This is a genomic window from Curtobacterium sp. CFBP9011 (assembly GCF_034045095.1).
Lineage (GTDB): Bacteria > Actinomycetota > Actinomycetes > Actinomycetales > Microbacteriaceae > Curtobacterium.
In genome coordinates this window covers 1-12,157 of record NZ_JAXCWN010000009.1, presented here as the reverse complement: position 1 = coordinate 12,157, position 12,157 = coordinate 1, and the positions used below count along the sequence as shown (strand labels likewise).

Sequence of the window (12,157 nt, the reverse complement as noted above, 5' to 3'; positions counted from 1 at the left end):
CCTCGCGGTGGCTGGCGGTCGCCCAGGCTACCGCGGGCGTCCTCCGCTGCGACCGCGGCGCGCGTCGCCAGCCCGGCAGGACACTCAGCCGGCGAAGGGGAACGCCGGGCGCCCGTGCACGCGGGTCGGCACCGCGAACACCGAGCCGGAGTGCGGGGAGCGTGCCAGCTGGTCCTCGGTCAGGTTCTCCCGCGCGGTCCCGACGAGCAGCAGGGACATGTCCGTCCCACCGAACGCCACCGAGGTCACGTTCGGGGCCGGGATCTCCACCGTCTCGAGGTGCGCTCCGTCCGGGCCGTACCGTTCGACCTTGCTCTCGCCGTAGATCGCACCCCAGAAGCAGCCCTCGTCGTCGCGGACGAGTCCGTCGTGTGCGGCACCGTCGATGAACGGCTCGAGGTCGCCGAGCAGACCGTCGGGTCCGTAGGAGGCCCGGTAGACCGTGTTCGTGTCGGTGTCCGTCACGTACATCTCGGAGCCGTCGTCGTTCCACTCCATGCCGTTGGTGGTGCCGAACCCGCTCCGCAGCACCGCGACCGACCCATCCGCCGAGAACGCGTAGAGCGCGCCGGCCGGCGGCCCGTCGGTCGGGTCCATGCTGCCGACCAGGAACCGGCCGAACGGGTCGCACTTGCCCTCGTTGAAGCGCATCTCGTCGTTGGCGTGCGTGACACCGGCCAGCTCACGTTCGACGTGCCCGTCGGCATCGGTCAGCACCACGGTGTCGTCCTGGGCGGCGATGAAGCCACCCCCGGCACGCGGCTGGAACGACGGCAGGGGCGGATCGAGCTGCGTGGTCTGCAGCACCCGACCGTCGGCGTCCGCGGTGGTCAGCGTGCCGTTCGGGATGTCGACCCAGCGGCCGACCCCCTGCGCCGGGTCCCAGACGATGCTCTCCGCCAGGGTCGCCCGGACGTCGCTGAACACCCGGGCGGGGCCGGAGGTCGCGCTCGCCGGCACGGTCTCAGGCCCCCTGCTCGACGTTCCGGCGGAGCACCAGGAACCGCGAGCCGTACGCGTCGATGCGGAGCGGGAAGCTGCACAGGTCGTCGACGGTGCCGAGCTCGCTGTGGTCCGTGGCGTCGACCACCGTCGCCCCGTGCGGCAGTGACTCGGACCGGATGGTGCCGTCCAACGGGGTGTCGGTCATGTTGAGCACGGTGATCTGCACGACCGGCTCGCCCGTCTCGTCGGTGGACTCGAGTTCGTGCACCATCACGAGCATCCCGCGGTGCGCGACCTCGGGGACGTCGACCTGTCGGGCCGAGGCGATGCCGTACTCGGTCCGCACCCGCAGCAGTTCGCCCAGGCGGGACGCGAACGAGTCGGGCGACTCGAGCTGTTCCGGCAGCGGACCGTAGAGCGACCGGGCCCGGGGCATGCCCGAGGCCGAACGCTCGGTGTCCGGTGCGACGCCGAGCAGGTCGTGCGCGCCGCGCTCGATCCACCGGGTGTCGCCCTCGGCGATGAGGTCCGCCACGGTCTCCTGCGGCACAGTCAACGACCCGAGCAGGTCCCAGCCGGACATCGCGAAGACGCCGGGCTGCCAGGCGTTGAACGCGGCGAGCAGCAGGTGGGCGTCGCGGATCTGCGGCACGTGCTCGTCGGTGACGGCGTCGAGGGTGGTGTGCCCCTGCGTCGCGGCGATGAGCGAGGCCGTCGTGCAGGCGATGCCGTTCGTCGTGAAGACCAGGTTGTAGTCCGCCGCGTCGCCGGTCAGCGCCGCGGTGAGGTCGGCGCGGATGCGTTCGGCGAGCGCCCCGCCGCGGGTCTCCTCGCCGTGGAACGTGTAGAGGTCGTCCTGGTGCAGGGTCGCCCAGTGCACGAGCTCGTAGGTGAGCTCGTCGTGGTTCTGCATGCCGTGCACCAGGCTGACCGGCTCGACCCCGAGCTCGAGCGAGGTGCGGAGCGTCAGGCGGAGGAACTCGGTGTCCCCGGTGGCCAGGGCGTGGTGGTACGCGGGCCGGTTGATGAAGTCGTACGACAGGTCGGCGCCGACAGCCCCGGTGTCGCGGATGTCCTCGATCGTCAGGTTCAGCTCCTGGAAGGTGAAGCCGCCGACCTTCCGGACCATCCCGGCGATGACGTGGTTCGCCGCGTGTGAGAGCGGGTGGCCCTCCGACCAACCGGGCGCGCCCTCGGCGCTCTTCTCGACGCCGAGGAACCCGTTCGCGTCGAGTCGGAGCGCACTGGTTCCGAGGTCGCCGAGCGAGTGCAGGGCGTCGCCGATCACCAGGCGCATGCCGGCGAAGGTCGGGTCGAGCCAGTTGACCGACGGCTGCCCCTCCTTGAAGTAGTGCAGGTACACCCAGCGCCGGGTGGTGCCGTCGACGCCGACGACCGGCGCGGTGACGCTCCAGTTCGTCTCCTTGACGCCGGGCTGGTGGAAGATCACGCGCTGCAACTCGCCGATGATGTAGCCGCGTTCGGCCAGGGCGGACTCGGTCGCCGGGTCCAGGTTCACCGAGTCGCGGTGCTCGGGCACGGTGGGCAGCAGGTACCACTCCTCCGGCGGGATCTCGACCATGTGGTAGATGCCGGGGTAGTCCTTGAAGGCCATCTCGGCCAGGCGGAAGTCGGCGCCCTTGCCGGTGTGGCCCGGCACGATGTCGTCGATGATGCTGCCGCCGTGTTCCTCGGCGACGTCGGTCATCCGCTGGAAGGTCTCCTCGTCGCCGAAGGTCGGGTCGATCTGGGTCCCGATCCGGTCGAAGTGGCCGTCGACGCTCGGGGTCTCCTGCCACCCGCGGATGCCGCCGGCACGCTTGACCGGGCCGGTGTGCACGCCGTTGATGCCGATGCGCTCGAACGCGGACCACAGCTGCGGGTCGGCGAGCGCCGTCAGGAACGACTCGCCCTCACGGGTGATGAGCGAGATCGGGTACGCGGTGAACCACACGTCCGAGGTCGACACCGCACGGCGGGCGTCCGGCCGGGCGTAGGGGTTCCGCCACATCGCCGGCGTGCCGGAGAGCTGGCGGCTGAGGACGTCGGCGTCCTTGAGCATCGACTGCCGGACGAGCCACTCGATGTACGCCGGGTTCTCGCCGTTGGCGGCACGCGGGTCCGAGAACCGGCGCTGCAGGCTGCCGCCGCGCAGGTTCACCCGCGGCCGCAGTCGACGCGGCCGGGCCGGGTAGAGCTGCTCGTCGTAGGTGATGTCGGGGGCCACCGGGGTCGCCTCGTCCTCGTCCACGGCGGCGTCGCCGAGGTCGTCGCCCTGCTCCGGGACACCGCCGACGGGCAGCCGCTCGCCCGTCAGGTACTCGTCAGCGATCCGCTCGTCGGTCCGGGGTGCGTCGTCGTCCATGTCCACGCCCCACACGCTAGTCACGCGTGCCCGGGGACGGTGCCGGGTGCGGACTCAGACGGCGTGTTCGGGCCCGACGGCCGTGCCGTCATGGGTCACCGGTGCCGCGTGCGCGCCCTGCCCGGTGCGGAGGATCGGCACCGAGTCGCTCGTGGTGCGCAGGGACTCCTGGCGCAGTTCGAGCTGGGTCACGGCGAGCGCGGCGAGGTCGCGGAGGTTCGCCATGTCCGCCTCGTCGGCCGTCCGGGGCCGGGAGTCGAGCACCGCGAGTGTGCCGACGGCGACGCCGTCGTGCCGGACCAGCGGGACACTGACGTAGAACCGGATGCCGAGCGGTCCGGTGACGAGCGGGCTGTTCCGCATCTCCGGGTGCGTGGACCCGTCCGGGATCACGACCGGCACCGGCACCGGCGCGAAGCCGTTCCGGAAGCTGATGCTCCGCGCGGACTTGTCGACACCGTCGGCGACGTACGACTGCGACCACTCGCGGTCCTCGTCGAGCACCTCGATGAGGGCGATCGGGGCGTCGAACAGACGCGCGGCCATCTTCGTGGTCCGTTGCAGCGCCTCCTCGGGGAGCACGTCCAGGGTCGCGGGTCGCGACGCGTCGGTCCGGGGGTCGCCCGGCATCGGCCTGGAGGCACCCCCACCGGTGACGGGACCGGCTGCGGTCGACGACGTGGCCGAGCCGACGGTGTCGGCCCCGGGTCCGTGCGCGACGCCGGCCGACGTCGGGTCGGCGGGAGGAGCCTCCGCGGTGTCGGTGATCACGACGTGGCGGAGGAGCGCGACCAGGTCGGCACCCACCGGGCGCTCGCGCGGGTCCTGCGCCGTCATCGCGGCGAGGGCGTGCTTCCAGTGCTCCGGCAGCGGCTCGGGGACGACCGGGTCGCGGGACAGCCGGGCGAGGGCGGACTCGACGAGCGACCCGGGGAACTCACGCCGCCGGGTGAAGCACTGCAACAGCACCAGGCCGAGCGAGTAGACGTCGCTCGCCGGACCGACCTCCGCGCCGCGGGCCTGTTCCGGGCTGAGGTAGGCGGCCGTGCCGGTCGTGACGCCGTCCGCGGTGAGCCGTTCGACGCCGGCGGCCAGGGCGATGCCGAAGTCGGTGAGCCGTGCGCGTGCCCGGTCGGAGCCGTTGCCGTAGTCGACCAGCAGGATGTTCGACGGCTTGATGTCCCGGTGCACGACGCCCTGCGCGTGGATGTAGTCGAGCGCCTCGGCCATGTCGTAGCCGATCTCGGCGATGTGCCGCGACGCCAGGGGCCCGAGCGCCAGCCGCTCCTCGAGGTCCTGGCCGTGCACGAGCGCCATCACGATGAAGCGCTGCAGTGACCCGTGCTGGTCCTCGACCACCCCGGCGTCGAGCAGACTGACGAGGTTGTGGTGGTCGAGCGCTGCCAGGACGCCCTGCTCGGCCTCCTGGCGGGCGATGTCGACGATGCCCGGGTGGAAGAGCTTCACGGCGACGGGGCGGTCCAGGCTCTCGTCCCAGGCGTGGTGCACGACGGACATGCCGCCCCGACCGATGACCTGCTCGAGCCGGTACCGGCCGGCCAGCAGTCCGGCGTGCTCCCGGGGTGCGTCCGTCGGGGCCATGCTTCCTCGTCTTCGGTGGGGGCGTCGCGCGTGGCGTGACGACTCATCGGGCGTGTCGCCGACGCGACGATGCATCTTCGCATCGCCGGGGCGTCGCGGGCCGCCACCATCCCCTCTGCGCGATCGGGACCGTGCGTCGAGACCGGATGCCGCTCGCTCAGATGCGCGCGTACCGGGCGCGGACGAAGCTGTAGAGCCCGAAGGCCGCGAAGCCGAGTCCGACCACGACGAGCACGACGGAACCGCCCGGCATCGACCGGAGCGCGTCGAACGCCCCGTCGAGCCCGGTCGCCTGGTCCGGGTCGCTGCGGATGCCGGCGACGGCGATGAGGACGCCGACGATGACCACGGCGACGCCCTTCGCGATGTACCCGAGCGTGGCGAGCACGGCCACGGTCCGGCGCACGGACTCCGGCTGCGGGCGGAGGTGCTTCTTCCATGAGCCGCGCACGCCGATCACGACGAGGCCGACCCCGATGGCGACCGCCACCGCGCCGACGAGCACCAGCAGGACGACGCCGCCGGGCGTGGCCAGGGCGGTCGCCGCAGCGCTGCGGCTCGAACCGGTGGAGCTCTTGCCGGCACCGAGCGCGTAGCTGGCCGACGAGTAGGCGATGGCGCCGTAGACGACCGCCTTGCCGGCGTTCTTCGCCCGGGCGAGCCAGGCACGAGCGTCGTCGGTCCGTCCACCGACGACGGCCTCGACGACCAGGCGGACGGTCAGTGCGGCGGTGCCGATCGCGACGACCCAGAGCAGGAACACGCCGCCGGGGACGGACGCGATCTGCGCGAGCGCACCGGACTGGTCGGTGTCGCCGGACTGCGATCCCTGCGCACCGCTGCCGGCGGTGGCGTTGCCGATGCCGAGCAGGACGGCGAGGTAGCCGATGAGCAGGTGCACGACGCCCGTCCCGACGAAGCCCGCGCGGGCCGTGGTCTCGAACCAGCGGCTGTCGGCGACACGGCGCGCCTGTCGTCCGGTCTCTCGGGCTGCGTCCTGGGCTGCGTCGGTCACGGCTCCGAGCTTGCCCGATCCGGACCCTCCTGTCCGAGCAGCCGCTGAGATATCACACGCGGAATGTGTTCAGAGGGATGGCGGACGCTTACGGGACCGCAGCGACACCGGCCGGTGTCGACCACCCTCTCTCTCAGGAGCACCATGCAGAAGCGCACCACCCTGGCGGCCGCCGCCGGTCTCGTCCTCGCCCTCGGCGCCCCGCTCGTCGCCTCGATCCCGGCGAACGCCGCGACCGTGTCCGCCCCCTCGTCCGTGTCCGCCGCGCAGACCCAGACCCTCTTCACCCCCTTCGTCCGGACCGTCGACGGCGCCTGGGCCGAGTCCACCAACGACGAAGAGGGCGCTGACGCCGACCTCTTCACCGTCGACGGGCACGGAGCCTCGCACACCGCCGAGGTCCTCATCCCCGGCGCCGGTGGCCTCGTGCACGCCGAGCAGCGCATCGACGGCGAATGGCGCGAGGTGGCCACCTTCAGCCTCGCCGGACAGGGCGCTCGCGGCCAGCTGCAGGTGACCGTCCCGCAGGACGACGGGTACGGCGAGTACCGCCTCTTCGCCACGGACGACCAGGGCAACCGCTCGGGGTCCCGCACGTTCTACGTCGTCGAGTACTGAGCCCCGATCTCCCCGATCCCCCAGCAACAGGAAGCACCACACATGAAGAAGTCCTCCACCCTCGCCGCCGCCGGCCTCGCCCTCGCGCTCGGCGCCCCGCTCGTCGGCTCGATCCCGGCGAACGCGGCCGTCTCGTCGTCCGACTACACGTGGGCCAGCTCGGTCCAGCAGGGCGTCGGCGGCCACCAGTTCTCCGGCAACAAGCTCGTCATCACCGAGAGCACCCTCGCGGGCAAGCGCCTGACCGTGACCGGCGAGACCCGCCTGCCGAACAAGGACATCGAGATCGCCGCCGGCACCGGCTGGACGGCCGCGGGCAAGACCGATGCCACCGGCCACTTCAGCCTCAGCATCGACGTGGCGAACTCGGGCGGGTACGACATCCGCTTCGGCAAGCGCGTCACCCCGACCCTCTTCAGCAAGACGTACCAGGCGTCCTGGTTCGGTACCCCGGTGTCCTGAACCAGCGGAGTCCTGAACGGTCAGTGACGGACGGGAGGTACGGGCGTAGTCGGCCCGGGCCTCCCGTCCGTCGTCCCGCCGGGTCAGTCCCCCTTGACGTTCACGATCTGCCGCAGCGTGTGCCGCACCGTCACCAGGTCGGCGGCGTCCGCCATCACCTGGTCGATCGGCTTGTAGGCCGCCGGGATCTCGTCGAGGAACGCATCGGTGTCCCGGTACTCGATGCCCGCCATCGCCTCGCGCAGCTGCTCGTGCATGAAGGTCCGACGTGCCGCCGACCGGGAGTACGAGCGACCGGCCCCGTGTGGAGACGACTCGAGCGACGGCTTGTTCCCCCGCCCCTCGACCACGTACGACGCCGTGCCCATCGACCCCGGGATCAGCCCCGGCTGCCCGGCCTTCGCCTGGATCGCCCCCTTCCGGGACACCCACACCGACTTGCCCCAGTGCGTCTCCCGCTGCGTGAAGTTGTGGTGGCAGTTGATGCGTTCGAGCTCCTGCACCTCGGTGTCCACGACCTCGGCGAGCTGCCGGACGACACGGTCCATCATCTCCTCGCGGTTGAGCAGGGCGAAGTGCTGCGCCCACCCCAGTTCGGCGATGTACCGGTCGAACTCGGGGGTGCCCTCGACGAGGTAGGCCAGGTCGGGGTCCGGCAGCGCGATCCACCACCGCTCCATCGCCTGCTTCGCCACCGCGATGTGTCGCTGGGCGATCCTGTTGCCGACCCCGCGGGATCCGGAGTGCAGGAACAGCCAGACGCGGTCCTCCTCGTCGAGGGAGACCTCGATGAAGTGGTTGCCGGAACCGAGCGTGCCGAGCTGGTTCCGCCAGCCGGCGAGCACCTCCGCAGGGTCGAAGCCGGCTTCGACGGCCAGCGCCTCGAGTTCCGCGATCCGCGGTGCCGCGGTCGCGACGACGGTCTGGTTCGTCGCCCCGGCGGACAGCGGGATCGCCCGTTCGATCGCCTCGCGGAGCGGTCGCAGGTCCTCGGGCAGATCGGCGCGCGAGAACTGCGTGCGGACGGCGATCATCCCGCAGCCGATGTCGACCCCGACGGCCGCGGGCATGACCGCGCCGAGGGTGGGGATGACGGACCCGACGGTGGCGCCGAGCCCGAGGTGGGCGTCGGGCATCAGCGCGAGGTGTGGGAACACGAAGGGCATCCGGGAGGTCGTGCGCGCCTGCTGTTCGGTCTGCTCCTCGAGCATCGATGCCCAGGAGAGGAGTCGGTTGGTGATCTTCTGCATGGTGGGTCCCTGTCGGACGACGTCGTGGTGACGGTCCGCCCGTCCGGGCAGAACCGAGCACCGTAGCGCGGTCACGGCACCCGACGCAAGCCGGCTCGGCCCGGCCCCGCCGCGCACGGCCGGGGTACGTGCCGTGCGCGGCACGTCGAGCCGGTGCGGGCACGATGGAGCCATGACCGAACGGACACGGGACACCCCCGACGCCACCGAGAACGAGGAGCGCACCGACGGGTACGTCCCGCTCCGCTCCTACGGCGCGATCGGCGACGGTCGGACCGTGGCGCTCATCGCCCGCGACGGTCGCATCGACTGGCTGCCGATCCCCGGCATGGACTCACCCCCGGTGTTCGCGAGCATCGTCGACGCCGAGCACGGCGGACACATCGCCCTGCGCCCGGCCGACGGCGGCGCCGAGGTCGAGGTCGAGCGGCAGTACCTGCCGGGGACGAACGTCCTGGTCACGACCTGGACCACGCCGTCCGGCCAGGTCACCGTCACGGACGCCATGGTGACCGGTGTCGCCGGACGCCTGCCCTGGGCCGAGATCGGCCGCTGCGTGCAGGGCGTGCGTGGTTCGGTCGAGATGGAGTGGGCGGTCGTGCCCGGCACGCTGCTCAACACGGCCGAGCCGAAGCGCCTGGACACCGCCAACGGCACCGTGATCGGCATCGACGGGGTCACCATCGCCATCGTCGAGCAGGGCTTCGACCCGGTGCACGACGACGGTCCCCGGTTCTCCGGCCGCTTCGACACCACCGAGGGCTCGAAGCACATCCTGACGATCGTCGGCACGCACGACGAACCGATCTTCATGCCCGAACCGGAGCGCACGATGGCGGGCATCGACCGCACCATCGAGAACTGGTCGCAGTGGTCGTCGGAGTTCTCGTACGACGGGCCCTGGGCCGAGGCGGTGCAGCGGAGCGCCCTGGCGCTGAAGCTGCTCATCTACTCGCCGACCGGCGCCATCGCGGCGGCCCCGACCACGAGCCTCCCGGAGGACCGGACCGGCGGCAAGAACTGGGACTACCGCTTCGCCTGGGTGCGCGACCTGTCCTACACGGTGCACGCGCTGACCCGCTTCGGCCTGCGCGAGGAGACCCACGCGGCCGTCTCGTGGGTGATGCGGACCATCGCCGACCACGACGAGACGATGCCGATCTTCTACCGGCTCGACGGCTCGAAGACCGACGAGGTCGAGGAGCGCGACGTCCCCGGGTGGCAGGGCATCGGCCCGGTCACGGTCGGCAACCGGGCGGGCAACCAGCTGCAGCTCGGCGTCTGGGGCGACGTCTTCGAGATCATGCGTCAGTACGTCCGTGCCGGCAACGTCCTGGACCGGAAGACCGCGAAGGTGCTGCAGCAGCTCGCCGACGACGCCTGCCACCGCTGGGAGGAAGCGGACTCCGGCATGTGGGAGCTCGAGGACACCCAGCACTACGTGTCGAGCAAGATCGGTTGCTGGCAGGCACTCGACGCCGCGGCGGAACTGCACGACGCCGGCATGATCGACGGCCCGCGGGACAAGTGGATCGAGAACCGCGAGCTGATCGAGCAGTGGGTCAGCGACAACGGCTGGGACGAGGAACGCGGGTACTACGTCATGTACCCGGGGTCCGACGCCCTGGACACCTCGATCCTGCTGCACGCGATGTCGGCCTTCGACCGGGGACCCCGGATGGAGTCGACGATCCGGGCCATCGAGGAGCAGCTGCAGCGCGGCCCGCTCGTCTACCGCTACTCGGGCATCGAGGACGAGGAGTCCCCGTTCGTCGCCTGCTCGTTCTGGCTGGCCGCGGCGATGGCCTGCGTCGGCCGCCACGACGACGCACGCCACCTGATGGACGAGATGGTCGACCAGGCGAACGAGGTCGGCCTGTTCAGCGAGATGATCAGCGAGGGCGGCGAGTTCATGGGCAACATCCCGCAGGGGCTGTCGCACCTGGCGCTCATCCAGGCGGCGCTGACGATCGAAGAGGTCACCGCTGAGGACGGTGCCGACGAGGACTGACCCTCAGGCCAGGGAGATCGCGACCAGACCCGCGACGCCGACCATGTACATCACGACGACGACGAACGAGTCGACGCCCATCCCGATGATGCGACGCTGCGGCCGGAACACGAGTCCCACCGCGTAGACCAGGGTCAGCAGCGCGGCGAGGGCGGTCAGGTACACGTCGCTGGCGTTCGCCTGCGGCAGCACCGCCTTGCCGGACAGCACGGTGGCGACGAGGAACAGCACCGGCAGGAAGGCGTTGCCGCCGAAGATGTCGGAGACCGCCAGGTTGTCGTCACCCTGCTTGACGGCCTGGAGGCCCGTGGAGATCTCCGGCAGGCTCGTCGCGAGGGCCAGGACGGTCGCCCCGAAGAGCACGCCCGACAGCCCGATCTGACTCGAAGCCGCGTCCCCGGCGCGTTCGAGCACGACACCGGCGACGAGGGTCGCGAGGGCGGACACCGCGAAGACGACCACCGCCTTCCGCGTGCTCATCGGCTCGGTGTCCTGCTTGCGGGTCCGGTGCCCGGAGGCGTGCGGGCTGGCGTCCGGGGCATGACCGCTCTCGTGCCACGGCAGGCCCTTGCTCGCGCGCTGCACCAGGAACAGCCCGATCACCCAGATCACCGCGATGAGCACCACGTCCGGCGTCAGTCGGGCGACGACCAGGTCCGGCGGCAGCTGGCTGCCGGCGATGACGACGGCGAGCACGGCGACGACGACGACCGCTTCGAGCACCAGGGTCAGCGACGCCGCGCGGTACGTGATCGGCTTGACGCCCTTACCGCGCCTGCCGAACGCGTCGAGCACGGCGATCACGACGGTCTGCAGGGCGATGCCGCCGAGGATGTTGCCCGCCGCGACCTCGATCGACCCGGACAGTCCGGCGCTGACGGTGATGGCGATCTCGGGCAGGTTCGTCGCGACGGCCAGCACGATGAGCCCGCCGAGCGCACTGCCGAGGTGCAGGCGGGAGTCGAGGACGTCGGTCGTCTTGGACAGTTGGATGCCGGCGATCCAGATCACGGCGGCACCCGCGACGAAGACCAGGACGAGCAACCAGAGGGGCAGGGATTCCACGAGGATGACGATGGACCCCGACGGCTGGGTCCGTCTCCGGTCCGGGGCCGCTGGGTGCCCCTGTCGGGCGCCCGGGGCATCATGGACGGACGATGAACGACGTCGACGCCCGGATGGACCGCCTGCGGAAGGCCGCGCGGTACCGGTACCAGCAGCTCGTGGACAGCGAGGTCGAGCGGGGTTCGCTCGACCCGGACGAGGTGCGTGCGGAGCGCGAGGAACGGCAGCTGCTCAAGGCCGCCGACGTCGCCGCGCACGCCCGAGCACGGATCGCCGAAGCCGAGCGCCGCGGGGTGTTCGAGGGCAATCCGTACCACGGCAAGCCGCTGCCGGGGCTCGACGGGCAGCACGACCCGGACTGGTGGATCAAGTCGAAGATCGAGCGTGAGGACATCCGCGGGATCGCGCCGCCGGCCCTCGCCCTGCGCACCGAGGACGCCGAGCTCGATGACCACCTGGACGCACTCTCAGTGGAGTCCGACGTCCGCGACGTCCTGGTGGACTTCAACGCCCGTGTGAAGGAGGCCCGCCGGCAGCTGCTCGGCGGACCGCCGGTGGTCACGCCGATGCGGGACGTCGAGGTCGAGGTCGCCCGCTGGCGGGACCGCCGGGAGGCCCGTGCCGCGGCCGCCGCGTCGGCTGCGGCCGCGCAGGCGGCCGGGACCCGACCGCACCCGTGGTGGCGCCGACGCGGGTGAGGTGACCCGGGCCGCCCGTCCGTGTGGCGGCTGGTCCGGGAACGCGAGAACGCCGCTCCGGCGTGTGCCGGGGCGGCGTTCTCGTGGTGCTGGTGCGTCTGTGACGCGCCGGGTGTTACTTGATCT

The 12,157-nt window shown here is 71.5% G+C and carries 10 protein-coding genes; 4 read left to right on the top strand and 6 right to left on the bottom strand.

Annotation, left to right across the window (positions count from 1 at the left end; all coding sequences use genetic code 11):
• Positions 1 to 84 precede the first annotated feature (84 nt).
• The 4 genes from SOM35_RS15515 to SOM35_RS15500 form a co-directional block, all read right to left on the bottom strand.
• Positions 85 to 960 carry an SMP-30/gluconolactonase/LRE family protein gene (locus tag SOM35_RS15515; protein ID WP_320516081.1) on the bottom strand — a complete coding sequence of 292 codons (876 nt, stop codon included), beginning with the start codon at positions 958 to 960 and terminating at the stop codon, positions 85 to 87.
• A 4-nt stretch (positions 961 to 964) separates the two neighbouring features.
• Positions 965 to 3,310 carry a maltose alpha-D-glucosyltransferase gene (gene treS / locus SOM35_RS15510; RefSeq protein ID WP_320516136.1) on the bottom strand — a complete coding sequence of 782 codons (2,346 nt, stop codon included), beginning with the start codon at positions 3,308 to 3,310 and terminating at the stop codon, positions 965 to 967.
• Between the two features lie 54 nt (positions 3,311 to 3,364).
• On the bottom strand, positions 3,365 to 4,912 hold the full coding sequence (locus tag SOM35_RS15505) for a GAF domain-containing serine/threonine-protein kinase (RefSeq protein ID WP_320516080.1): 1,548 nt from the start codon (positions 4,910 to 4,912) through the stop codon (positions 3,365 to 3,367).
• Positions 4,913 to 5,069: 157 nt separating this feature from the next.
• Positions 5,070 to 5,927: a DUF1206 domain-containing protein gene (locus tag SOM35_RS15500; protein WP_320516079.1), complete on the bottom strand. Its 858-nt coding sequence runs from the start codon at positions 5,925 to 5,927 to the stop codon at positions 5,070 to 5,072.
• 144 nt (positions 5,928 to 6,071) lie between these two features.
• On the opposite strand from SOM35_RS15500, the gene SOM35_RS15495 reads away from it, so the two are divergent.
• Both SOM35_RS15495 and SOM35_RS15490 read left to right on the top strand, forming a co-directional pair.
• Positions 6,072 to 6,545, top strand: a complete 474-nt coding sequence (locus tag SOM35_RS15495) for a hypothetical protein (RefSeq protein WP_320516078.1) — start codon at positions 6,072 to 6,074, stop codon at positions 6,543 to 6,545.
• Positions 6,546 to 6,587: 42 nt separating this feature from the next.
• Positions 6,588 to 7,007: a hypothetical protein gene (locus SOM35_RS15490; RefSeq protein WP_320516077.1), complete on the top strand. Its 420-nt coding sequence runs from the start codon at positions 6,588 to 6,590 to the stop codon at positions 7,005 to 7,007.
• Positions 7,008 to 7,090: 83 nt separating this feature from the next.
• On the opposite strand, the gene SOM35_RS15485 is transcribed toward SOM35_RS15490, so the two are convergent.
• Entirely contained in the window at positions 7,091 to 8,257 is a 1,167-nt protein-coding gene (locus SOM35_RS15485) for an RtcB family protein (protein WP_320516076.1), read from the bottom strand.
• A gap of 172 nt (positions 8,258 to 8,429) precedes the next feature.
• On the opposite strand from SOM35_RS15485, the gene SOM35_RS15480 reads away from it, so the two are divergent.
• Entirely contained in the window at positions 8,430 to 10,268 is a 1,839-nt protein-coding gene (locus tag SOM35_RS15480; protein WP_320516075.1) for a glycoside hydrolase family 15 protein, read from the top strand.
• A 3-nt stretch (positions 10,269 to 10,271) separates the two neighbouring features.
• Here the strand turns inward: SOM35_RS15480 and SOM35_RS15475 are convergent, their stop codons facing one another.
• Complete coding sequence (locus SOM35_RS15475) at positions 10,272 to 11,333, bottom strand: sodium:calcium antiporter (protein ID WP_320516074.1); 1,062 nt, start codon at positions 11,331 to 11,333, stop codon at positions 10,272 to 10,274.
• Between the two features lie 92 nt (positions 11,334 to 11,425).
• Here SOM35_RS15475 and SOM35_RS15470 point away from each other — a divergent pair, with 92 nt between their 5' ends.
• Positions 11,426 to 12,031, top strand: coding sequence for a DnaJ family domain-containing protein (locus SOM35_RS15470; protein WP_320516073.1), 606 nt, complete (start codon positions 11,426 to 11,428; stop codon positions 12,029 to 12,031).
• The last annotated feature ends 126 nt before the right edge of the window (positions 12,032 to 12,157 follow it).

Excerpts from the sequence above, each read along its gene's own strand:
- SOM35_RS15505 (WP_320516080.1), bottom strand. The coding sequence starts at position 4,912 with ATGGCCCCGACGGACGCACCCCGGGAGCACGCCGGACTGCTGGCCGGC.
- treS (WP_320516136.1), bottom strand. The coding sequence starts at position 3,310 with ATGGACGACGACGCACCCCGGACCGACGAGCGGATCGCTGACGAGTAC.
- SOM35_RS15495 (WP_320516078.1), top strand. The coding sequence starts at position 6,072 with ATGCAGAAGCGCACCACCCTGGCGGCCGCCGCCGGTCTCGTCCTCGCC.
- SOM35_RS15490 (WP_320516077.1), top strand. The coding sequence starts at position 6,588 with ATGAAGAAGTCCTCCACCCTCGCCGCCGCCGGCCTCGCCCTCGCGCTC.
- SOM35_RS15480 (WP_320516075.1), top strand. The coding sequence starts at position 8,430 with ATGACCGAACGGACACGGGACACCCCCGACGCCACCGAGAACGAGGAG.
- SOM35_RS15470 (WP_320516073.1), top strand. The coding sequence starts at position 11,426 with ATGAACGACGTCGACGCCCGGATGGACCGCCTGCGGAAGGCCGCGCGG.
- SOM35_RS15485 (WP_320516076.1), bottom strand. The coding sequence starts at position 8,257 with ATGCAGAAGATCACCAACCGACTCCTCTCCTGGGCATCGATGCTCGAG.